General features: G+C 65.2%; 21 protein-coding genes. 17 read left to right on the top strand and 4 right to left on the bottom strand.

Going from position 1 to position 22,935, the window contains the following annotated elements; all coding sequences use genetic code 11:
- The first annotated feature begins 115 nt into the window (after positions 1–115).
- From nrdF to DEVEQU_RS11910, 14 genes are all read left to right on the top strand, one after another.
- Positions 116–1,090, top strand: coding sequence for a class 1b ribonucleoside-diphosphate reductase subunit beta (gene nrdF / locus DEVEQU_RS11975; protein ID WP_126150821.1), 975 nt, complete (start codon positions 116–118; stop codon positions 1,088–1,090).
- 178 nt (positions 1,091–1,268) lie between these two features.
- Positions 1,269–3,146: a BTAD domain-containing putative transcriptional regulator gene (locus DEVEQU_RS11970; protein ID WP_164550371.1), complete on the top strand. Its 1,878-nt coding sequence runs from the start codon at positions 1,269–1,271 to the stop codon at positions 3,144–3,146.
- A gap of 145 nt (positions 3,147–3,291) precedes the next feature.
- The gene (locus tag DEVEQU_RS11965; RefSeq protein WP_126150819.1) at positions 3,292–3,474 is read left to right on the top strand and encodes a hypothetical protein; all 183 of its coding nucleotides are present in this window, start codon (positions 3,292–3,294) and stop codon (positions 3,472–3,474) included.
- Positions 3,475–4,650, top strand: coding sequence for a YcaO-like family protein (locus DEVEQU_RS11960; protein WP_126150818.1), 1,176 nt, complete (start codon positions 3,475–3,477; stop codon positions 4,648–4,650).
- On the top strand, positions 4,647–5,354 hold the full coding sequence (locus DEVEQU_RS11955; RefSeq protein WP_223214202.1) for a TfuA-like protein: 708 nt from the start codon (positions 4,647–4,649) through the stop codon (positions 5,352–5,354). Before DEVEQU_RS11960 ends, DEVEQU_RS11955 begins: the two co-directional genes overlap by 4 nt.
- Positions 5,355–5,447: 93 nt before the next feature.
- Entirely contained in the window at positions 5,448–5,777 is a 330-nt protein-coding gene (locus tag DEVEQU_RS11950; RefSeq protein ID WP_126150817.1) for a LuxR C-terminal-related transcriptional regulator, read from the top strand.
- Between the two features lie 158 nt (positions 5,778–5,935).
- The gene (gene bcsN, locus DEVEQU_RS11945) at positions 5,936–6,883 is read left to right on the top strand and encodes a cellulose biosynthesis protein BcsN (protein ID WP_126150816.1); all 948 of its coding nucleotides are present in this window, start codon (positions 5,936–5,938) and stop codon (positions 6,881–6,883) included.
- A 28-nt stretch (positions 6,884–6,911) separates the two neighbouring features.
- The gene (gene bcsA, locus DEVEQU_RS11940) at positions 6,912–9,089 is read left to right on the top strand and encodes a UDP-forming cellulose synthase catalytic subunit (protein WP_126150815.1); all 2,178 of its coding nucleotides are present in this window, start codon (positions 6,912–6,914) and stop codon (positions 9,087–9,089) included.
- Positions 9,082–11,313 (top strand): cellulose biosynthesis cyclic di-GMP-binding regulatory protein BcsB, encoded by a 2,232-nt coding sequence (locus DEVEQU_RS11935; protein ID WP_126150814.1) that lies wholly within the window; start codon positions 9,082–9,084, stop codon positions 11,311–11,313. The genes bcsA and DEVEQU_RS11935 overlap by 8 nt, the downstream gene beginning before the upstream one ends.
- Positions 11,310–12,371 carry a glycosyl hydrolase family 8 gene (locus tag DEVEQU_RS11930; protein WP_223214201.1) on the top strand — a complete coding sequence of 354 codons (1,062 nt, stop codon included), beginning with the start codon at positions 11,310–11,312 and terminating at the stop codon, positions 12,369–12,371. The genes DEVEQU_RS11935 and DEVEQU_RS11930 overlap by 4 nt, the downstream gene beginning before the upstream one ends.
- Entirely contained in the window at positions 12,368–14,542 is a 2,175-nt protein-coding gene (locus DEVEQU_RS11925; protein ID WP_126150813.1) for a tetratricopeptide repeat protein, read from the top strand. The genes DEVEQU_RS11930 and DEVEQU_RS11925 overlap by 4 nt, the downstream gene beginning before the upstream one ends.
- A 136-nt stretch (positions 14,543–14,678) precedes the next feature.
- Positions 14,679–15,701 carry an LLM class flavin-dependent oxidoreductase gene (locus DEVEQU_RS11920; RefSeq protein WP_126150812.1) on the top strand — a complete coding sequence of 341 codons (1,023 nt, stop codon included), beginning with the start codon at positions 14,679–14,681 and terminating at the stop codon, positions 15,699–15,701.
- A gap of 63 nt (positions 15,702–15,764) precedes the next feature.
- Positions 15,765–15,923: a type II toxin-antitoxin system HicA family toxin gene (locus DEVEQU_RS11915; protein ID WP_126150811.1), complete on the top strand. Its 159-nt coding sequence runs from the start codon at positions 15,765–15,767 to the stop codon at positions 15,921–15,923.
- Entirely contained in the window at positions 15,910–16,203 is a 294-nt protein-coding gene (locus DEVEQU_RS11910; protein ID WP_126150810.1) for a type II toxin-antitoxin system HicB family antitoxin, read from the top strand. The genes DEVEQU_RS11915 and DEVEQU_RS11910 overlap by 14 nt, the downstream gene beginning before the upstream one ends.
- Here the strand turns inward: DEVEQU_RS11910 and DEVEQU_RS11905 are convergent, their stop codons facing one another.
- Complete coding sequence (locus DEVEQU_RS11905) at positions 16,204–16,725, bottom strand: hypothetical protein (protein WP_126150809.1); 522 nt, start codon at positions 16,723–16,725, stop codon at positions 16,204–16,206. It abuts the gene before it with no gap.
- Positions 16,726–16,981: 256 nt separating this feature from the next.
- Between DEVEQU_RS11905 and DEVEQU_RS11900 the strand changes: the two genes are divergently transcribed.
- On the top strand, positions 16,982–19,633 hold the full coding sequence (locus tag DEVEQU_RS11900) for a transglycosylase domain-containing protein (protein ID WP_126150808.1): 2,652 nt from the start codon (positions 16,982–16,984) through the stop codon (positions 19,631–19,633).
- A gap of 411 nt (positions 19,634–20,044) precedes the next feature.
- Here DEVEQU_RS11900 and DEVEQU_RS11895 read toward each other — a convergent pair whose 3' ends face one another.
- The 3 genes from DEVEQU_RS11895 to DEVEQU_RS11885 all read right to left on the bottom strand — a co-directional run bounded on the left by DEVEQU_RS11895 (position 20,045) and on the right by DEVEQU_RS11885 (position 21,938).
- Positions 20,045–20,731, bottom strand: coding sequence for a L,D-transpeptidase (locus DEVEQU_RS11895; protein WP_223214200.1), 687 nt, complete (start codon positions 20,729–20,731; stop codon positions 20,045–20,047).
- Between the two features lie 66 nt (positions 20,732–20,797).
- Complete coding sequence (locus DEVEQU_RS11890) at positions 20,798–21,136, bottom strand: hypothetical protein (RefSeq protein WP_126150807.1); 339 nt, start codon at positions 21,134–21,136, stop codon at positions 20,798–20,800.
- Positions 21,137–21,182: 46 nt separating this feature from the next.
- Positions 21,183–21,938: a M48 family metallopeptidase gene (locus DEVEQU_RS11885; RefSeq protein ID WP_126150806.1), complete on the bottom strand. Its 756-nt coding sequence runs from the start codon at positions 21,936–21,938 to the stop codon at positions 21,183–21,185.
- A 179-nt stretch (positions 21,939–22,117) separates the two neighbouring features.
- On the opposite strand from DEVEQU_RS11885, the gene DEVEQU_RS11880 reads away from it, so the two are divergent.
- On the top strand, positions 22,118–22,408 hold the full coding sequence (locus tag DEVEQU_RS11880; RefSeq protein WP_126150805.1) for a hypothetical protein: 291 nt from the start codon (positions 22,118–22,120) through the stop codon (positions 22,406–22,408).
- A 93-nt stretch (positions 22,409–22,501) separates the two neighbouring features.
- Positions 22,502–22,885 carry an endonuclease domain-containing protein gene (locus tag DEVEQU_RS11875; RefSeq protein ID WP_126150804.1) on the top strand — a complete coding sequence of 128 codons (384 nt, stop codon included), beginning with the start codon at positions 22,502–22,504 and terminating at the stop codon, positions 22,883–22,885.
- The last annotated feature ends 50 nt before the right edge of the window (positions 22,886–22,935 follow it).

The following is a 22,935-nucleotide window of genomic DNA, read 5'->3' as shown; positions in this document are numbered from 1 at the left end:
GGTAAGGTGGGCGGGGGTCCAGCAGTGGATCAAGAAGCCACCCCCTCCCCGGCCCTCCCCTCAAGGGGGAGGGGGCGATGGAACCCGAGTCCGTCAAATTTGAAATGCCAAAACCATGAACGTTCACGTAAAGCCTCTGTCCCGCATTCGCGCCATCAACTGGAACCGCGTTCAGGATGACAAGGACCTCGAGGTCTGGAACCGCCTGACCAGTAATTTCTGGCTGCCGGAAAAGGTGCCGCTCTCCAACGACATTCCGAGCTGGGCAACGCTCAATTCGGTCGAGCAGCAGCTGACCATTCGCGTCTTCACCGGCCTCACCCTGCTCGACACCATCCAGAATGGCGTCGGCGCCGTGCGGCTGATGGCCGATGCCGTGACGCCGCATGAAGAGGCGGTGCTGTCCAACATCTCCTTCATGGAAGCGGTACATGCCCGCTCCTATTCCTCGATCTTCTCCACCCTGTGTCTGACGCCGGATGTGGATGACGCTTATCGCTGGAGTGAAGAAAACGAGTTCCTGCAGCGCAAGGCGCAGCTGATCATGGAGCAGTATGACAGTGGCGATCCGCTCAAGAAAAAGGTCGCCTCGGTCTTCCTCGAAAGCTTCCTCTTCTATTCCGGCTTCTACCTGCCCATGTATTGGTCGAGCCGCGCCAAGCTCACCAATACTGCCGACCTCATCCGCCTCATCATCAAGGACGAGGCCGTGCATGGCTATTACATCGGCTACAAATTCCAGCGCCATGTCGAAACGCTCAGCGAAGAGCGCCGTCAGGACATCAAGGATTTCGCCTTCGACTTCCTGCTCGAACTCTATGACAACGAAGAGCGCTACACTCAGGAGCTTTATGACGGCGTCGGCCTGACCGAAGACGTCAAGAAATTCCTCCACTACAACGCCAACAAGGCGCTGATGAATCTCGGCTACGAGGCCCTTTTCCCGCCCGAAGCCTGCAAGGTCAACGCCGCCATCCTCTCGGCCCTCTCCCCCAATGCCGACGAGAACCACGACTTCTTCTCGGGCTCGGGCTCAAGCTATGTCATCGGCAAGGCAATCGCCACCGAAGACGAAGACTGGGATTTCTAGGTTTTTCGGCACCCCTTATGCGTAGGTCCGGCACATTTGCGCTCACGTCCAAGTCAGGACAGGGGTGTGGCGCCGGGCGCAGCTTTGCATTATTGTAAACATTACGAGGGATGATTTACTGAGACCGGCTACCGAGGGCTGGATGCTAAGACTATTTGGCCTACCGCGATTTGATGCCGTGACAGCGCGGTTGCCTGCCAAGGCCTATCTGTTATTTGCGCTGGTCTTGCTCGAGCATCGCAGCGGTCTCGGCCGCAACGAGGCGGCCACCGAGCTCTGGGCCGACAGCGCCCAGGACAAGGCCTTCGCCAATCTGCGTCAGCTGCTCGCCTCCATCAGCCGCTGGCAGGAGGCGACAGGACTGGTCGCGCTGGAGCTGGACGGGCGCAGCATTCTGCCCGGCCCAGCGCTCGACCCGGCCGATATCACCCAGTTTCTTGCCCTGCCTGCGCCTGCCAGCGGCACCGAGATTACCCGGCTCGATGCGTTGACCGGGGATATCTTCCTCGCCGGGGTGGATATCCACGAGCCGGAGCTGACGCGCTGGATCGCTGATCGGCGCGAAACCTTGTCCGCCCGCCGCATCAACCTGCTCATCGCTGCCGGTGAGCGCGGCGCCTTTGCCGAACTCGAAACGGCGCTGGCCCGTGACGGGCAGATCAACCCTGCCGACGAGCGGCTGGCCCGGGCCCGCATGGCCAACCTGGCTGGTCTTGGCCGTGATCGCGAGGCGGCGCGGGTCTATGACCGACTCACCCGGCAATTGCGCGACGAGCTCGATATCGAGCCCGCCATCGAAACCCAGGCGCTGGCGGCTCGCATCCTGCAGCGCAAGGCCTCCTTCGTCTCTGCCCCGGCCCCGGCTCCATCTGTCGATCCGCCACGCCAGACCCCGCTGGGCCTGCCAAAAATCATCCTTCTGCCCCCCGAGACCAGCGCCTGGGCCAAGCCGCAGGAAATGGATCTGGCGCGCTATCTCGTCAGCGACATCACCCTGCAGCTCTGCCGCATGCGCGCCTTCGCCATGTTCGCGCCGCACACGGCCCGGCAATTGACCGGCCAGGACCCGCTCGCCGCCGCCGCGCCCTATGGCGTCGACTATGTTGTGCATACCTCGATCTTTCCCGGCGCCCGGGCGTCGCGCCTCGCCTTCAGCCTGATCGAGTTGGGTAGCCAGCGTGTGCTCTGCGCCGACGAGGTGCTGCTCGAAGCCGAAAAGCTCCTGGGGTCGCAGGAATTGGTGGCCGAGCGGTTGGCCCGCGCCATTGCCCATCAGGTGGCCGATGTCGAGCTCAGCCGCTATCGTGCCACCGGCGCCGCTTCGGCCTATGTGCGGTTCCTGCTCGGCTCCGACCTGGTGCAGAACACCGACCTTTCCCTGCTGCGGCGCGCCCGCAGCCATTTCACCCAGGCGCTGCGCCTGTCGCCCGATTACGTGCCGGCGCTGGCGGCGCTGGCGCGCACCTATTCCATCGAATGGCTGCTGCTCGGGCGCAGCGATCGCTCCATGCTGCGCACGGCCCAGGGGCTGGCGCAGCGCGCAGTGGAGCTCGACCCGCTCAATGCCACCGGCCATCGCGAACTCGGCCATGCCAGTCTCTATCTCGGCGCCTTCGACGAAAGCCGCATGCATTTCGATGCGGCGGTGGAGCGCGCCCCCCATTATGCCGACCTGCTGATGGATCAGGCGGACGTGCTGGTGCACACCTCGCGGCCGGGCGAGGCCAAGCCGCTGATCGAAAAGGCCTTTGCGCTCAATCCCCTGGCCCCGGACGATTATCGCTGGATCGGTGGCTCCGCCGATTTCTTCCTCGGCAATTACACTGGCGCCCTGGCGCTCCTGACCGGCATGCAAGACCAGAGCCTGGCCGGGCGTCTCATCGCCGCCACCGCCGCCATGGCCGGCGATTTCGAGCTGGCGGCCAGCCACCGCGACGACTGGATGGCGCGCTATCCCGAATTCCGCCTCAAGGACTTTGCCGGCTTCATGCCGCACAGCTCCAGAAGCGATGTCGAACGCTATGTCGAAGCACTGGCGCTGGCCGGATTCCGCTGACACCCTTAGGGGATTTTCCCAGGCCCTCCTTCCCAAGAGCGAGCGGCTCGCCCTCTCATACAGGCCGTTTCGGCTTGCGATAACTCCCAAAAGACGATGAAAAAACAAGGCGTTACATCTTCCCGATCATTCACGGGAGATGCAGATGTCGTCCTATCAGATCACCTCGTCCGACCAGCCTGGCTTTGTGCGTATTACCGATCTGGCCAGCGGCGCCACCCAGCTCGTATTCATGGGCAGTAAGGCCCAGAGCTTCGACGGCGGCGCCCTGGCCCAGCCGCGCCCCGATGCGCCCTCGCAGAAGTGGACCGCCGTCGTCGCCGCGTAAATGCAGCACCCGGGCTATCATGATCGGGTCTGCTCGCCGGAGCAGACCCTTGCCACCATAGGCCCCCATCTCGGCCGCTATGGCATTACCCGGCTGGCGCGCCAGACATCGCTCGATCTTCTGGGCATTCCGGTCTTCGCCGCCATCCGCCCCAATGCCATGACCCTCGCCACCTCGCAGGGCAAGGGCCTGACCGACGCTGCCGCCAAAGCCTCCGCCGCCATGGAAGCGCTGGAATATGCCATTGCCGAGCGGCCCGAATGCCCGATGCGGATTGCGGCAGCCGAAGAGTTGCAGGCTGCGGGTTTCGCGCTGCATCTTTCCACCGCCACATTGCCGCTTGGCGCCACTTTCCCGCTGGATCGACCCATCACCTGGCTTGAAGGCAGCAGTCTCTTCGGCGGTGAAACGGTGCTCGTGCCCCTGGATCTGGTGGCCCTGCGCGGTGCCGCCAGCGACCTCCCCGGAATTTGTCAGCATACCAATGGTCTGGCCTCCGGCAATAGCGTCGAAGAGGCGCTGTTTCATGGCCTATGCGAACTGGTGGAACGCGATGCCGGCAGCTTCTGGGCGCTGATGCCGCTGGCCGATCGCGACAACCGGCGCCTCGACCCCGCCGTCTTCGGTGACCCGGAAGTCAAGCGCCTGGCCAAGGCGGTAGCCGATGCCGGGCTGGTGCTGCGCCTTTACGACCAGACCAGCGACCTCGCCATTCCCACCATCATGGCAGAGATCGGCCCGGCCGGCACCCATGCCAGCCAGCGCCATCAATTGTCCTCGGGCTCCGGTACGCATCCGGTAGCGGCGCGGGCCGCCCTGCGCGCCATCACCGAGGCGGCGCAGTCGCGTGTCACCGCCATTGCCGCGGCGCGCGACGACATGCCGCCCGAACTCTATGCCGGCATGGCGCTGCAACCCGAACAGGGCGACAGGCCAACCCGTGCGGCACCCGCGGGCCTGACCCTCGGCACGCCGCTGGCCGAGCTGCTCGACCATATGCTGCAGACCCTCTTCGCCCACGGCATCGACCGGCTGATCGCCGTGCCCCTGGGCGGCGAAGTGGCGGGCGTTGCGGTCATGAAAATCCTCAGCGACCAGCTCGAGGATGTGGGCGTTAATCTCCACTGGCGCCCCGGGCCCCGCGCGCTGGCTTTTCTGGCGGAGCTGGCGGCGTGAAGATCGTCTTTGCCGGTCCCAGCCTGCACGGGCACCAGATCGACTGGACCGGGCTGGTGCCGCGTCCCCCGGCCGCCCTGGGTGACCTGACGCAAGCGGTTAGCGACGGCGCCAGCATGATCGGGCTCATCGACGGCTATTTTGGTTGGACCGCGAGCGTCTGGCACAAGGAAATCCTCCACGCCCTTGCCAAGGACATTCCCGTCTATGGCGCCGCTTCCCTCGGTGCGCTGCGCGCCGCCGAATGCGCCCCCTTCGGCATGATCCCGGTGGGGCGGATCGCCCTGGCCTATCAGCGCGGCGAGCTCGACGATGATGGCGATGTGGCGCTGCTGCACTATCCGGCCGAAGCCGGCTTTCTGCCGATGACCGAACCGCTGGTCGACATGCGCGCCAGCCTCGACGCCCTGCGTGATGCCGGTGTGCTGGACGCCGCTGCATACGCGCATCTTTGGACGCGGGCCCATACTCTCAATTTCCGCCAGCGCACGGTTGCGGTCTTGCTCGATGGTCTGCCGGCCGAGCGGGCAAGCGAACTGGCATCTGCCTATGAGATCCATCGCGTCTCGATAAAGGCCCAGGATGCGCTCGAACTGGTCGCCACCATGCGGGCGGCAACACCATCGGCGCCACACCGGGACTGGGATTTCGAGCCCTCCTTCCCCTGGCGGCGCGCCGGGCTCGATCACCCCGCCAAAGGCTGAACCGCAGATGGCGTGAACGCGGATTCACGCTGCAATCACGCCAGCTGCGCTTCACTGTACGTCAGACAGATTCTAACGTGCGGAGACGCGCCAATGACCCACCATTTCGGCCGCGAGGCCATGAAGCCCGAATATATCCTGCCCGAGCTGCTGGAACGGCTGACGCCCCGGGAAAAGCAGGTGCTCGACATTATCCTCGAGGCCAAGACCGCCAAGGAAATCGCTTTCGATCTCGGCATTTCCCAGCGCACGGTCGAGGCCCATACCGAGCGTTTGCGCATAAAGTTGCTCGCGCGCTCGATCACCGATATCCTGCGCATTGTCGCGGCGGCCGAGCGCATGGGCCTGGTCCGCCACGATCAGTTTGTGACCCCGGTGCCGCATCGCGCTGGCCGCGTTGGTCTGCAGGTGGCGGCCAACTGAGCGGCGCCGCCGAAATCGGGTTTTCTGCATAGCGATATGGGATTGAGACGGAGTGGCTGGTTAAGACGCCATTAACTATAAACATTTAGGAATATTCGTGAGTTATCCGGCTTTGGGGGCTGCTGGATTGCGTGTTTCTTGACGCGAGTAGAGCCCGTATGACGCCCAAGGCCGGAACAGCATCGTTTCCCCCCTTTCGCTCCGGACTGGCGCGTGCCCTCTGCGCTGCGGGTTTAATCGGGCTGCTGCTCTCCGGTTGCGCCTCCAACCGCACCAATGTTCCCCAGGAAGCCCGCATCGTCACCCCCAGCGAGTCGGTGATTCTGCCGCCGCCGGGTGGCCCGGCCCTGGTCAAGGTCACCACCACCAGCTTCCCCAATGCCATCCGCCAGGATGTGTGGCTCGAAACCACGGCCCGCTCCACCGGCGAGAACAAGATTTCGGTGATCCGCTTTACCGACAAGGGTGGCGACGGCAGCGATGCTCGCCTGCGCGACATTCCCTTCACCAATGTCAATCTGACCGAAGAGGCGCTGGCCGCCTGGCCGGGCAGCGGCATGGCGGTCTCGCCCTTCTATGTCCAGAACGACTACGGCCCCTTCGGCTATGCCATCGGCAAGCCGGCCAATGGCGATACCTGCATCTATGCCTGGCAGCGCATCGATCCGATGCTCAAGCCCTCCGGCGCCGTCGATCGCGGCGCCATCGTCATTCGCCTGCAGATGTGCCGGCAGCGCAGCACCGAGCAGCAATTGCTCGAAGTGATGTATCGGCTGCGCCTCAATACGGCAGTGTTTCCGCCCAACAAGGCGCCGGCGCTGATCGGGCGCAATTCGGCCCCCATCCGCCCCATCGGCGTCGAAGGCTTTGCCGAAGTCATTCCGATCAATGTGGCCCCACAATCCACCAATCCGGTAAAGGCGGTGGCAACCAAGCCGGTGGCCGCGCCATTGCCGGCCGGTACCCCACTGGTACCATCGCCGGGCACGCCCGCCGCCGGCACGGTGATCGTTCCTTCGCCCAGCACCAGCACAAGCACCAGCACAACCGGACCGGTGGTGCCCCGCCCGCCCAGTTCCGGGACGTCGACCTCAACCGGCCAGTAGACCCCCCGCTTTGGGCATGGAATAGACAATGACGAAGGCACTGACGATCCTGATCTGGCTGGCCGTTTCGGTGGTGATGTTCGCCATTATCAGCCTGCCTGTCAGCCTGCAGGTGCACCTGGTGACCGCGGCCGTGCTGATCCTGGCCATGGCGGTGATCAAGATCCTCAAGCTCGACGGCAACTGGCGTCTGCTGCTGCTCACCTTCGGCACCGTCATCGTCTTGCGCTATGCCTTCTGGCGCACCACCAGCACCCTGCCGCCGCTCGACCAGTGGGGCGATTTCATCCCCGGCGTGATCCTCTATCTCGCCGAGATGTACTGTATCATGATGCTGTTCCTCAGCGTCTTCGTCGTCATCAAGCCCATGCCCTCGCGGCCCTCGATGAAGCTCGCCAAGGACGATGCCGTGCCCACGGTCGACGTCTTCGTGCCCACCTATAACGAGGATTACGATCTGCTCGCGGGCACGCTCGCCGCCGCCAAGGCCATGGATTATCCGTCCGACCGCTTCACCGTCTGGCTGCTCGACGATGGCGGCACCGATGCCAAACGCAACAATGCCGATCCCGATGTCGCCGCTGCCGCTCATGAACGCTACGAGCAATTGCGCCGGCTCTGTGAAGAGCTCGATTGCCGCTATCTGACGCGTGCGGAAAACGACCACGCCAAGGCCGGCAATCTCAACAATGGCCTGGCGCATTCCAGTGGCGACCTCATCGCCGTGTTCGACGCCGACCATGCCCCGGCGCGCGATTTCCTTCAGGAAACCGTGCCCTATTTCGCCCGGGATGATCGGCTCTTCCTGGTGCAGACCCCGCACTTCTTCCTCAATCCCGATCCGCTCGAGCGCAACCTGCGCACCTTCGAGGTGATGCCCTCGGAAAACGAGATGTTCTATGGCGTCATCCAGCGGGGCCTCGATCGCTGGAACGCCTCGTTCTTCTGTGGCTCGGCCGCCCTGCTCAGCCGCGAGGCGCTTGAGGTCACCGGCGGCTTTGCCGGGCGCAGCATTACCGAGGACTGCGAAACCGCGCTCGAATTGCATAGCCGCGGCTGGAACAGCATCTATGTCGACAAGCCCCTGATCGCCGGGCTGCAGCCGGCCACCTTCTCGAGCTTCATCGGCCAGCGCACCCGCTGGGCCCAGGGCATGATGCAGATCATGCTGTTCAGCTTTCCCCTGTTCAAGCGCGGCCTCAAGATCCCCCAGCGCCTCAGCTACATGTCCAGCATCCTGTTCTGGCTGTTTCCGCTGCCGCGCATGATCTTCCTCTTCGCACCCTTCTGCTACCTGTTCTTCGACCTGCAGATCTTCACCGCCTCGGGCGAGGAATTCGCCGCCTATACGCTCACCTATGTGCTGGTGAACCTGGTCATGCAGAACTCTTTGTTCGGGCGCTGGCGCTGGCCGTGGATTTCCGAGCTCTACGAATATATCCAGTCGGTGCACCTGCTGGGGGCACTGCTCTCGGTGGTGCGCAATCCCACCAAGCCGACCTTCAAGGTGACCGCCAAGGACGAAAGCGTCGACAAGTCGCGCCTGTCCGAGCTGTCGCGGCCCTTCTATCTCATCTTCCTGCTGCTGATCATCGCCCTGGGCATGACCATCTACAAGATCGGCGCCGAGCCCTATCGGGCCGAGGTGACCATGGTGGTGGGCGGCTGGAACATCCTCAACCTGATCCTGGCCGGCTGTGCCCTGGGTGTGGTCTCCGAACGCCGCGAATTCCGCACCGGCCGCCGCATCGAGGTCGAACGGCGCTGCGAAATGCGCGATGCCGACGGCAATTGGGTCAAGGGCACCATTATCAACGTCTCGAGCGGCGGGCTGGCCGTGCGCCTGCCCAATGGCAGTGCGGGGCTGGGGCGCGGCGCGCCGTCCGCCATCCGCTTCAATACGCTGACCCCGGTCGACAGCAATGAGCTCAAGCTCTTCGTGCGCTCCACCATTTCAGAGGGCAAGGGCGCCATTCTGGGCGCGCGATACATGCCCGAACGCGGCCAGGATTACCGGCTGATCGCCGACCTGCTTTACGCCAATTCGTCCACCTGGCAACTGCGCCAGCGCTCTCGTCAGATCAATATCGGCGTGGTGCGCGGCACCCTGCAATTCCTCGCCATGGCGCTCTACCAGACCGGGCGTGGCCTCGGTTACCTGCTGCGCTTCGGCTCCACCAGCTCCTCCGGAGCGGCAAATGACTAAGCGCCTGCTCGCCCCCCTGCTTGTTGCTTCGGCGCTTTCCGCCCCGGCCTTTGCCCAGTCGACACCGTTCGACATGGGCCCGGAAAGCGGGCTGGTGGTGACCCCGCCCCCGACCAGCGCTCCCGAGGCCACGCCCTCGGTCACCGTTCCGACCCCGCAGCCGACCGGCTTTGACCGCTATATCCTCCCCGATTCCACGCTCTCGCTCGAAGGCGAAACCAGCCGACGGCTGGTGGCGCTCTATCTTACCGCCGCCCAGGCCCAGGCCCCGGCCACGCTGCATTTGAGCTATCTCAATGCCGTCATGGTGGCGCCCGAAGTCTCTCGCCTCACGGTCACCATCAATGGCGTGTCGCTGACCTCCGTCCCCATCGCGGCTTCGGCCGGCCCCGCGGCGCTGTCCGTCGACGTGCCCAGCGGCGTGCTCAAACCCGGCGCCAATGTCGTCGAGTTCAGCGCCGTCCAGCGGCACCGCACCGATTGCACTGTCGGCTCGACCTATCAATTGTGGACAAGGCTCGAGGCCGAGGGCATTCGCCTCAGCTTTGCCGGCAATGGCCTCGACCAGATCAGCCAGCTGGCCGATATCGCCGCCATCGGCGTCGATGCCGAGGGCGTTACCACCCTGCGCGTGGTTGCTCCCGATATGAGCAATCCCGACGCCACCAGCGCGCTGATGCGGCTCACCCAGCAATTGGCCATCGCTCTGCGTGTCGCCGATTTGCGCATCGACCTCGTCGATAGTCTTTCCACAGAGGCGCAGCCGGGCACGCTCGACCTGGTGCTGGCCCCAGCCAATGGCCTGCCGGATGCCTTTGTGGCGCTGCGCGACCAGGCCGCCGGCGGCCCTGTCGCCTCCCTGCAGTCGCCGCAGGGCGGCAATCCGGTTCTGGTGGTGTCGGGGCCCGACTGGGCTGCCATTGGCCGCGCCGCCGAGGCGATGATGCCGGCCATGGCTGCCGACGGACGGCCGCGCATCGATCTGGGCCGCACCCTGCCCTTGATCACCGGCGGTGGGGAAACCAGCCTGGCGCTGCTGGGCGGCCAGACCACCGAATTCAACGGCCGGCGCTATACCGACCAGTTCCAGTTCAACCTGCCATATGATTTCTACGCCAATCGCTACGGCAAGATGGAGCTGGTGCTCGACGCCGCCTATTCCAGCGATGTGCTGCCGGGCAGCGAGATCGACCTTTATGTCAACGGCCAGATCGCCTCGGCCACCCCGCTGCTGCGCACCGATGGCGGCCTGCTGCGCGATACCGTCATCCGCATCCCGATGAAGAGCCTGCAGCCGGGCCGCAATGTCATCGACTTCTCGGTCAATCTGCTGACCCAGTCCGATCAGGTGTGCAGCGCCGGCTGGACTGGCGAGGCGCCGACCCGTTTCGTCTTCTCCGCCACCAGTGCCTTGCGCATGCCCGATTTCGCCCGAGCCGAAACCGCGCCCGATCTGCGGGCGCTGGCCGCCACCGGCATGCCCTATGCCGCCGAGCCCAGTGTGCAGTTCGCCTGGGGCGAGGACAGCGCCTCGCGCGTCGCCGCCATGACCATATTGGCGCGACTGGCCGCGGCGGGCGAGCAGGTGACGGCGGTGACCACTGTCCCCGAAGCAGCGCTCTCGCCTGGCGCCGATGCGCTGCTGATCATGCCGCTTTCCGCCATCTCCGCCACCACCCTGGCGCGTTCGGGCCTGGCGCTGCCCGCTGCCGGCACCGGCGGCGATGATCGGGTGCTGACGCAGTTCTCGACCGGCACGCCCGGTGGTCCCCTGGCCCCGGTGGTCAACTGGGTGCTCAACCGCGCCGGCCTCACTCTCGACGATCTGCGGGTGCTGCCCGCCAGCCAGGCGCCCTTTGCACCTGCGCCCGGCAGTCTGGCACTGTCGCAGATGCAACAGGCCGAAGGCGGCCTGTGGACCACCATTGCTGCCGCCGATGGTGCAAGCCTGGCCTCCGGCGTCGAAAAGCTGGTCGAAACCGCCCGCTGGCGGCAGATCGCCGGCCGCGTGACCACGCTCAATGGCGATGTGCTGACCACCATCGCTCCGGGCGCGGTGGCCGTGACCCCGGCAGAGCCGGTCTCGCCCTTCAATCTGCGCCTCGTGGCCGCCAACTGGTTTTCGGGGAACATCCTGGCCTTTACCGGGTTGATTGCCTTGGCGGCAGTGCTGCTCATGTTCGCCACCTCTGGCGTGCTGACCCAGATCGGGAGGCGCAAGTGAAGTCCATCCGCGCAGCCATTTTCGCCATGGCCAGCCTCTTCCTCCTTCCCGCCGCCGCGGCGGCGGACACCGTGTTCCAGCCCGGAGAGTGGCAGGCCTATATGGGCAATTTCGTCGGCGATGATGGCCGCGTCATCGATACCGGCAACGCCAATATCAGCCATAGCGAGGGCCAGGGATATGGCCTGATCCTGGCTGCCCTCGCCGATGATCCCGAGGGTTTCGAGCGCATCTGGAAATTCACCGCCACCGAACTGATGGTACGCTCGGATGGCCTGGCCGCCTGGCGCTGGGAGCCCGACGCCAGGCCCCATGTCACCGACATGAACAATGCCACCGATGGCGACATGCTCATCGCCTATGGCTTGCTGCTCGCCAGCAAGGCCTGGGACCGGCCCGACTATCTCGACAAGGCCCGCACCATCGTTGCCACCATCGGCAAATCCATGCTGCGGGTCGAGGACGGGCTGCCGGTGATCGTGCCGGGGGCCGCCGGCTTCCTCGCCGCCGATACCGGCAATGACGGCACGGTGCTCAACCCCTCCTATTGGGTGTTCGAGGTCTTCTCGCCCTTTGCCGAACTCGATCCGGTGGTCGATTGGCGCGCGGTCGAGCAGGCCGGGCTCGATATCCTGCGCCGCTCTGCCATCACCCCGGCGGGCATTCCCGCCGACTGGATCCTCATCAGCGACGGCGCGGTGCGTCCGGCGCCCGGCTTCCCGCCCGAATTCGGCTATAATGGCCTGCGCATCCCGCTCTATCTGATCCGCGCCGGCGCCGATCCGGCTTTCCTCAAACCCTTCCGCCGCAATGCCGTGCCGCCCGATCTGGCCAAGGTCAATGTGGTGAGCGGCAAGCCGGTCGAGCCGATCACCGAGCCCGGCTATCGGCTGATCCTGGCCGGCATGGACTGCCTGCTCGATGGCACGCCGGTGCCCGAAGAGCTGCGCACCATGACCCCCTCGAGCTATTATTCAGCCACGCTGCAATTGCTGTTGCTCGACCATTTCCGCCGCAACGATCCGCGCTGCCTGGGCGGCGGGGAGAGCCAGCCATGAAGCCCATCACCTCGGCTGCCGCTCTGGTTCTGGTTGGCCTCGGCACCTATGGCATCCTCGCCTATCAGGGCTGGCAGTCGCGCTATCATGCCGATGCGCAAATGCCCACTCTTGTGGCCCAGGCTTCACCCGCTGCAGCCACGCCGGCCGCCAATGCGCCGGGTTTCACCATGGTGGCCCAGAACGCCACCCCGGCGCCTTCGGATGCCGAGATCAATCTCTCCGCGCCCACCGAGCCCGGCAATACCACCACCACGCCGAGCCCGACGGCGCCGGCCACCACCCCGTCCGCGCCGGCCGTGGAAGTGGATGAATCGGCATTGCGCTATTTCGCCCAGCAGGGCGACACGGTGCGCCTGCAGCGCGAGATCGAGCGGCTGCGGGCGCTGCATCCCGGCTGGCAGCCGCCCGCCGATCCGCTGGCCGACGACTATGTGCCCGACGCCGATATCACCGCCATGTGGGACCTGTTCTCCAAGGGCGACTTTGCCGGGGTCCGCGCCGCCATCGCCGCCAAGCAGGCCAAGGACCCCGGCTTCGTGCCCTCCGCCGACCTGCTCGACAGCCTGAGCCTGGGCGAAGCGGGCTTGCAGCTGCGCCAGGCCTCCGATGCCGGCAATTCGGCCGAGGTGATCACCATCGCCGCCAATAATGGCCGGCTGCTGGTCTGCGAGAGCGTCGACAATCTCTGGCGTCTGGCCGAGGCCTTTGTCGATACCGGCACGCCGGACCGCGCCGTCGATGCTTATCGCTATATCCTGACCAGTTGCACCAATCCCGAAGAGCGCTTGGCCACCATGCAAAAGGCGATCGCGCTGCTCGACCGCACGACGATCGAACCGCTGCTGGCGCTGGAAAAGACCGACGCCACCGGATCAGGCGAATTCGCATCCCTGCGGCTCGATCTCGCCCGCACCGCCATCGCCGCCGCGCTCGAACAGGGCGGCCAGATGCCGGTGGCATCCGACATCGATCTGTTCGAGAAAAACGTCGCCGCCACCAATGCGCCCGAAGACCTGCGGCTCCTCGGCTATTTCGAGCTGCACCGCAATCGTCCCAATGAAGCGCGCCGCCTGTTCCAGAAGGCGCTCGATGTCGATCCCGGCGCCGAATCCGCCGAGGCGCTGGGCGTGGCACTGTTGCAGGTGCGCGACTTCGCTGCCGCCGAAAGCGTGCTGGCCGACTATCGCGACGACAATGACACGATCGGTCCGCTCTATCTCAATGCCGCCGCCGCCCTGCTCTCGGGCGAACCGCGCAAGGTGCTCGACCAGGCGGTGCTGGGGCGTATCGCCGATGCGGCCATGTCGGCGCTCTCGGCCAATACCGCCCAGGAGCTGGGCTGGTATGCCTATGCCTTCAGCCAGCCGCAGACCGCGCTCGAATGGTTTACCCTGGCCCTGCGCTGGCAGCCCGATCTCGAACCGGCCGCCTATGGCATGGTGGTGGTCGCCGACGCTCTGGGCGACAGTGCCACGGTCAAGAGCATCCAGACCCAATGGGTGGGGCGCTCGGTGCGTATCGCCAATTTCGGCAAGACTTCGGACGCCGCAGCAACGCCGCAGACCCCGGTCGCCAGCGGCGCGCGCAATGCGCCTGCCAGCCCCCCGGCCGATCCATCCCCGGGTGGAGGCGGTGGGGGCGGTGGCTCTTCTTCGTCCTGCACCGGCTATGTTCCCGCCGCCAGCCTCTCGGCTGGTGCTGCCTTGTCCCGCGCCTGGTGCATGATGCGCTCCAACCGCCCGGCCCAGGCGGTCGATCTGTTTGCCCGCGCCCTGCAATCGCCCTCCCAGGGCACACGCAGCGACGCCGCCTATGGCCAGGCCCTGGCCTATGTGCGCATGGGCCTGGCCAGCGAAGCCTCGGTGGCCGCCGCCGCCGCCCCGCTGACCAGCAAGCAGATCATCGAACTCGATATTTCCATCCTCACCCTGCGCGCCACCAGCGCCTATTCCATCGGCGACTATGTCCGCGCCCTCGATGCGCTGGACCAGCGCGCCCGCTATGCCGCCGAGCGCAATGACCTGCTGACTTTGCGCGCCTGGAGCTATTATCACCTGCGCCGCTATCGCGAGGCGCTACAGATCTTTACCGCCGTCGCCGCCACTGGCTATGGCGATGCCGCTTCCGGCCTCGACGCCACCAAGCGCGCCCTCAACCTCTTCAACTGAGCCGGCAGCACCGCTGCCCGTCCATGCGGCCGATGCACACAAGACAATCGGGTCGGTGGGCTGGTTTTTTCGACGCGCCGAGGCCACATAGCGCTCAAACAGCGGTCCATCGGGATCGGCCACCAGGACAAGCCACATGAAAAAGATCGGATTTCTCTCCTTCGGCCATTGGAGCCCCTCGCCGCAATCGGGCACGCAGACCGCCGCCGATGCGCTTCTGCAGTCGATCGACCTGGCCGTCGCCGCCGAGGAACTGGGAGCAGACGGCGCCTATTTCCGCGTCCATCATTTCGCCCGCCAACTGGCTTCGCCCTTCCCGCTGCTCGCCGCAGCCGGCGCCAAGACCAAAAAGATCGAGCTCGGCACCGCCGTCATCGACATGCGCTACGAAAACCCGCTCTACATGGCCGAGGATGCCGGCGCTGCCGACCTCATCGCCGGTGGGCGCCTGCAGCTGGGCATTTCGCGCGGCTCGCCCGAACAGGTGACCGATGGCTGGCGCTATTTCGGTTTTGCGCCCGAAGAGGGCAAGACCGATGCCGACATGGCCCGTCAGCATGCCGAGGTCTTCCTCGAAGTGCTCAAGGGCAAGGGCTTTGCCCAGCCCAATCCGCGCCCCATGTTCCCCAACCCGCCGGGCCTGTTGCGGCTCGAGCCGCATTCCGAGGGCCTGCGCCAGCGCATCTGGTGGGGTGCTGCGACCGACGCAACAGCCGTTTGGGCCGCCAAGCTGGGCATGCATCTGCAGTCCTCGACGCTCAAATTCGACGAGACCGGTGAGCCGCTCAGCGTGCAGCAGGCCAAGCAGATCCGCGCCTATCGCGCCGCCTGGAAGGAAGCCGGCCATGCCCATGAGCCGCGCGTCTCGGTCAGCCGCTCGATCTTTGCGCTCGTCAACGACCAGGACCGCATGTATTTCGGCACCGGCCGTCCCGAGCAGGATCAGTTCGGCTATATCGAGCCCGAAGTGCGTGCCGTCTTCGGGCGCGGCTATACCGGCGAACCCGACAAGCTGATCGAGGCGCTGCGCCAGGACGAAGCCATCGCCGAAGCCGATACGCTGCTGCTCACCGTGCCCAACCAGCTCGGCGTCGACTACAATGCCCATGTCATCGAGAGCATCCTAAAACACATCGCCCCCGCCCTCGGCTGGCGCTGAGCCGCGGCGGGCTCATCGGTGATGGTCGCTTGACCCCACCTCGCATTGAAGGTGAGGTGGGAGATGGCCAGGGTAATGCTTTCCGATAGCAGGGATATAATTCGTCGTCTGGAGGCGACGGGCAGGGTGGTCATCCTGCCCCATCCGCGCCGTGACATTCCCATCGGCACGGTGCGCTCGATCTATCGGCAGGCAGGATGGCTCAACCATGACGATCGCTGACACCCACTATGTTGCCCTGATCCACAAGGATGACCAGTCCGGCTACGGCGTGTCGTTTCCCGATCTGCCGGGTATCATTGCCGTTGCAGACACGCTGGATGAAGCGATTGCCGAAGCGGCTGCCGCGCTCGATTTCGCTTTCGAGGATTGGGTTGGACCCGTCCCAAAACCACGGTCGATCGAGGCCTTGCGCCGGGACGCTGATTTCATGGCGGCGTCAGCCGATGCAGTGATCGCCGTTATTCGCCCCTCGGCCAGCTATTACGCTGCTGCCGAATAATCACGGTAACGCATATCCAGACCCCGCACAGCCATTGGCCTCCCAATAGCGGATGACCGGGGTAAATCTGCCGGTGGCCAGCTGTTCGATGCGGGCGGCGAAGGCCATGGCCTGGCATTCGTTTGACCCTGCCACCACATGCACCATTTCGTGAAGGATGGTGAGGCGCCTGAGATCGTCGGCGCCTGGTGTCGAAAATTGCGGACACAGCACCAGCCGCACCGCGCCGCGCTCCGGCGGCAGCCGCACATAGGCGGCATAGCGCGAGCAGGAGCCGCTCTCCTTGCTCTCTGACACCACGGCGACGGCGATCTCGCCGCCCCAATGGCGCGAGGTGAAGCGCCGGAGGCTGAGCGCGTCGCGATAGGCTTTTACATCGACACCGAAGGCCTCTGCGCCCAACTGCGGCAGGGCCGCCTCGGTCTGGGCGATGGCAGCGTCGAAGGCACGCTCGGTCGCCGACTGCGCCAGGACGGCCGAGGAGAGGCAGAGGCTGAGCGCAACGAGGAGAAGACGAATCATGGTTTTGCGGTCTTGGCGGTGCTTTGCGGCTTTGCTGCGGCGTGGCGGGCATGCAACACCGCGCTCATGAGCGCAAAATGCCACATAAACCGGCCACAATTGCCAAGGAAAACCGATGCTGTCGCAGTTTGAGCCCCGATTGGCCGCTTGTGGTGTGTTCGGCCCGCTTCTGTTAACCGCTCGGTAACCATTGGTTTCCCTAGAGTGAGGAACAGGGTAGAAGCGGCCCGGTGATCTTCTGGAACAGGTCTGCTTGATGGATTTCCGCATTTCTGCCGATGACCGTGTTGGTGCCCAGCCCGCGCAAAAGGGCAAGTCGCAGCCGCGCGCTGCCGCCAAGGGCCAACGCATCGAGCCGAGCATCGGCCAGTCCATGGGCTTGTTATCCGATCGCGAACGCCCCGTCGGCGGCGGTTCAGGTGGCGGTGGCGGACGCAAGCCGCCCAAGGCGCAGAAGCCGGAAAAGCCGCGCCGCGGCAAGGCCGAGACCGCAAAACCCCGCAAGAAGCGCCGTTCCGGCGGCTTCCTCATGGGCCTGCTCTGGTGGGGCTTTGTCGCCTGTCTCTGGGGCGGTCTCGCCGTTATCGGCGTCATCGTCTATTACGGCGCGCAATTGCCGGCCTCCAATACCTGGGCCATTCCCGAGCGTCCGCCCAATATCCGCATTCTCGCGGCCGATGGCAGCCTGATCTCCAATCGCGGCCAGACCGGCGGCGAAGCCGTCACCTTCCGCGAGCTGCCCTATTATGTGCCCGCGGCCTTCATCGCCTCCGAAGACCGCCGCTTCATGAGCCATTTTGGCGTCGACCCCATCGGCCTCATCTCCGTGGCCATCGAATCCGTGCAGGCGCGCGGTGTCACCCGCGGCGCCTCTACCCTCACCCAGCAGGTGGCGAAAAACCTCTTCCTCACCCCCGACCAGACCCTGGGCCGCAAGGTGCAGGAAGCCATCCTGGCCATCTGGCTCGAACAGAATTTCACCAAGGAAGAAATCCTCGAACTCTATATGAACCGCGTCTATTTCGGCGCCGGTGCGACGGGGATCGAGGCGGCGGCGCAGACCTATTTCGGCGTCTCCGCGCGCAATCTCTCCCTCGGTCAGGCAGCCATGCTGGTGGGCATCCTGCCGGCGCCCTCGGCTTACAATCCCAAGGTCAATCCCGAGCGCGCCATCGAGCGGCAGCGCCTCGTGCTCAACCTCATGGCGCAGGAAGGCTATATCACCGCCGAGGAAGCCTCGGCCGCCCGCATCGACCCCGACCAGACGGTGCGCACCCGCGTCGCCGGCTCGGAATCCTATGTGGCCGACTGGGTCGAAAGCCTGATGACCGCCTATATCGGCGACATCCAGAGCGACGTCGTGGTGCAGACCACCATCGACTACAAGATGCAGAAGGATGCCGAATTCATCGTCAGGGAAGCCGTGGCCGAGGAAGGCGCCAAGCGCGGCTTCAGCCAGGGCGCCCTGGTGGCCATGGATGTCGACGGCACCGTGCGCGCCATGGTGGGCGGCGTCGATTACCAGGCAAGCCAGTATAACCGCGCCGTCACCGCCAAGCGCCAGCCCGGCTCGACCTTCAAGCCCTTCGTCTATCTCGCCGCCATGGAAAAGGGCTATACGCCCGACACTTTGGCGGAGGACGCCCAGTTCGACTACAACGGCTGGAGCCCGCGCAACGCCTCGGGCAAATATGCCGGCACGGTGACGCTGCGGCAGGGCCTGGCCTATTCGCTCAACACCATTGCCGGGCGTCTGGCCATCGACGTCACCCCCGAAAAGGTGATCGAAGTGGCCATGCGCATGGGCATTTCCTCGCCCCTCACCCCCGTGCCCTCCATCGCGCTGGGCACCCAGGAGGTGAACCTGCTCGAATTGACCAGCGCCTATGCCCCCTTCGCCAATGGCGGCAATGGCGTCATCCCCAATGTCATCACCAAGATCGAGGATGTCAGCGGCAAGGTGCTCTATGAGGCTTCCGATGCCGGCCCGGGCCGCGTGGTCGATCCCAAAGTGCTCTCCGAGATGAACGACATGCTCAAGACCGCCGTCGAGGTGGGCACCGGGCGTGGCGCCAATATCGGCGGCTGGGATGTGGCTGGCAAGACCGGCACCAGCCAGGAATCGCGCGACGCGCTGTTCGTCGGCTATACCTCGGCCATGGTCACCGGCGTTTGGCTGGGCAATGACGACAACAAGGGCACCAAGCTTTCGGGCGGCAATGTCCCGGCCTCGATCTGGCACAATTTCATGACCAAGGCTTTGGCTGGCAAGAACCCGGCGCCGATTCCCAGCGGCTCCTATGCCGGCCAGGTCATCGCCCAGCAATTGGTCGACCCCAATACCGGCCTGCCGGTCGTCGATCCAGCTACCGGCCAGCCACAGGTGCAATATGTCGATGGCGGCACCGGCCAGCCGGTGCAGACCACGATCGACCCGGCGACCGGGCAGGTGGTGGCCATCGATCCCACCACCGGCCAGCCGATCCAGGGCCTGCAGCCGCTGGCCCAGCAGACCAGCAACCCGCCGATCCAGACCAATCAGATGGTCGATCCGGCGACCGGCATGCCGGTGACCAATGGCGCCGATCCTTGGGCCCAGCCCGGCCAGACCGTGACCTATGACGCCAATGGCCAGGTCATCAATCCCAATGCCGGTCTGGTGCAGGACCCCAATGCCGGCCTCAACGCCGCGCCGATCGATCCCGAAACCGGCCTGCCGATGACGCTGATCGTCGACCCTGCCACCGGTCAGCAGGTCTGGGTGCCCAGCGCCCCGGCGACGCAGAACCAGCAGGTCATCACCCAGCAAAACAACACCTTCGCGCCGCCGGCCGCCGTGGAACAACAGCCCACCTATCAGGGCGAGCGCCAGCAACGCACGCTGATGGACCTGATCTTCGGCAACTGAGCCGTGAAAACCAAAAGCCCCGGATCGCTCCGGGGCTTTTTGTATTTTCGGGCTGGTCTGGCCCCACCACAGTTCCGCCCTCGGGCTCGACCCGAGGGCCTCTCCAGGCAAAAACGAGCTTTGCGGGCTTTCGCCGACAGGCCCTCGGATCAAGTCCGAGGGCGGCACGGCGAAAGGCGCTGGGGCGCCCCCCATCAATCGGAAATGTTCACTTTCAGCGCATCGGGAGGCACCGAGGCTTCGGCTCCTGCTCTCCCTCCCCCTTCTACAGGGGGAGGTTAGGTGGGGGTTCTGCAGGTTCAGCAAACGCCCATGAACGAACGATTCCTTGATGGTTCAACACCCTCCCAACACACAAAAAAGCCCCGGACAATCCGGGGCTCGCTTGTGGCGCCAAGGCCATGGGCGCCGTCAGATCACCACGATCGGCGCCCCATTGGGCACGCGGTCATAAAGATCGATGATGTCGTGGAACAAGAGCCGCACGCAGCCGCTTGACACCGCCTTGCCGATAGACACCACGTCCATAGTGCCATGCACGCGATAGAGCGTGTCGCGATTGCCCTGGTGGATATAGAGCGCGCGGGCACCCAGCGCGTTGAGCAGACCCGGCGGCTGGCCGTGGCGATACATTTCCAGCTCCGGCTGGCGGTCGATCATTTCCGCAGGCGGCGTCCACACCGGCCATTTGCGCTTATAGGCGATATGGCCCTTGCCGCTCCATTCGAAGCCGGCGCGGCCCAGGCCCACGCCATAGCGCATGGCCCGGCCATTGGGCAAAGTGAGGTAGAGGTAGTAATTGGCGGTGTCGACCACCACCGTGCCCTCTTTCTCGCCGGTGATATTGTCCACTTCCTGGCGCCAGAACCGCGGGGCCATCATCGAGATGTCGGCGGCGGGCACCGGATGCTCTTCTTCCGGGCGGGCCGCATACATGGCCAGCACATCGGCGGGCACGACCGGACGCACCGGTTCGGCGGGAGCGGTGACGCGGCTGGCGCCGGTGGTGGAGCAGCCGGCAAGGGCGAGGGCGGCCAGGCTGGCAAAACCAGCCATGACGGCGCGACGCGACAGGGTCGCGTCCTGAGCAAAAGTCATGATGTCATCCTTGGCCCCCTTGGGGCGCGGGAAATAGGGAAAATGAAACGGGTACGGGCGGGCGGATCAGGCCGCGCGCGGCGGTCGCAACACGTCTATCCCCGAGGAGGCCGGTTCATCGGCATCCAGCAACAGCGGCAGCGAGGTGGCGGGCGCCACCTGCGGCAGCCCCGCAATCTCCACCGGAATGGCATGGTGCGGGCCGCAGGGCATGACAATGCCCGAGCCCAGGTCGATCTCGCCCCGTTGCACGCTCACCAGCACCGGAATGGCGGTGTTTTCCGCGTCGACATGGTTCAGCACCACAATGGGCGTGCTCACATAGCGATGGGCATGCGCAGTCGTCGCTCCGGCCAGGGAGGCGAAGGCGAAAACCAGGGCGATGAGGGCTACCAGACGCTGCATGGCACCCTGATAGAACAAGGAATAAGGCAGGATGGAGGCAGTTTGCTCATGCGCCCTCCTTCCCGGGCGCCTGCCAGGCCATAAGTCCGCGACCGTGTGCTTTTAGCCACGCTCGCCCCCGCTCCATATCGGGCAGGGTGCGCTCCACCGTCGCCCAGAAGGCCGGCGAATGGTTCATTTCCACCAGATGTGCCACCTCGTGCGCGGCCACGTAATCGAGCACATGCGGCGGCGCCAGGATGAGCCGCCAATTGTAGTTGATCGTGCCGCTCGACGAGCATGAGCCCCAGCGGCTCGATTGGCTGCGCAGCCGGATCTGCTTGACCTCGACCCCAAGCCGCCCGGCATGCCAGTGGCTCTGACGTTCCAGATCGACCAGCGCCTCGGCCTTGAGCCAATCATAGAGCCGCCGCGGCTGATGCGCCGTATCCCCCGGCACCAGCAGCACCGGGCTGCCCGAAACCTCGCCGCGCTCGACCCGTCCGCGCAGGCTGCCCAGCGCCGCGACCCGATGCGGCACGCCGCGCAGCGGCACGCTGGAGCCCGCTTCCAGCCTCTGCGCCTGCGCCGTGCGCGGCAGCCGCGCCGCCAGCCAGTGCCGATGCCGCTGCAGAAATGCCTCCGCCTCGCTCCAGCGCGCCCCCTCGGGCAGCGTCAACAGCGGACCCGCGGCCGGCAGCGACAGCCGAAAACTGCGCGACCGCTTGCTGACGCGCACGCTGACGCTCACCGGCTCGCCATCGAGCTCGATCTTGGTGCTGGCGGGAACGGCGCTGCCGCGCGGGCGCAGAAAGGAAAACATGGAGCCCCAGAATCACGAAGCCCAAGCCTAACCCAGCCGCGCCCGCCCCGAAATGCCGCGCCGTGCGCTGCACCCGATCGTGAAGCCTGTGTCTTAACCCTTCATTCACCATAAACCCACTTGGGGGGAGCCGCCTGGATGCTCATGCATTGCATTTATATCAAATACGAGGCAGCCCCATGGCCCATCACACCCCGATGCCCGACGCCTATATCGCCGAATTCCTCGACCTGGCGCGCTCGGCCAATGTCAGTTTCGACATCACCAATGACCGCCTGCACATGCGCATGGTCAATCCCGACTGGACCCTGTGGTCCCCCATCCGTCACCTGCTCGACGAAATCGGCCAGGAACAAATCGAAGCCTTTTTACGCCGCGAAACCGCCGCGCAAGACCTGGTCGCCCGCAGCGCTCAAGCCAGTGCGGAGCGCCTGCATCTGGCGGTGGAGGTGATGCGGACCCCCACCTAGCATCCGGTCCCTTCTCCTCCCCCTTCTATAGGGGGAGGCCGGGTGGGGGTTCTCTTCCCTATCCCCAATGCTAATCTCGTCCAAGGAGCCCCCATGGACGACCCCGTCACTTTCGCCCGCCAACTCCGCCGCCGGCAGACCCCTGCCGAGCGCAAGTTCTGGGCGATCCTCCATCCGTGGCGGATCGGCGGTCTTCATTGGCGGCGTCAGTCACCCATCGGTCCCTATGTGGTGGACTTCATCTGCAAGAGCCAAAAGCTCATCGTCGAGATCGACGGCGAAACCCACTACCTCGAGGCCGGCCCGGCCCACGATCAACGCCGAACCGCCTTTCTCGAAACCCGCCGCTGCCGCGTTGTTCGCTTCACCAACCATGAGGTGATGGACAACCCCGAAGGTGTTTTCACCATGCTGACCGAAATTCTCGGCCCACCAGCGCCCGAGCCCAAAACACCCCCACCTAACCTCCCCCTATAACAGGGGGAGGGACCCATCCAGCCCGCCGCACCCTCAGCGAACCCCCCTTC

The sequence above is a fragment of the Devosia equisanguinis genome (assembly GCF_900631955.1).
Taxonomy (GTDB): Bacteria; Pseudomonadota; Alphaproteobacteria; order Rhizobiales; family Devosiaceae; genus Devosia; species Devosia equisanguinis.
This window is presented reverse-complemented; position numbering and strand designations above follow the sequence as displayed.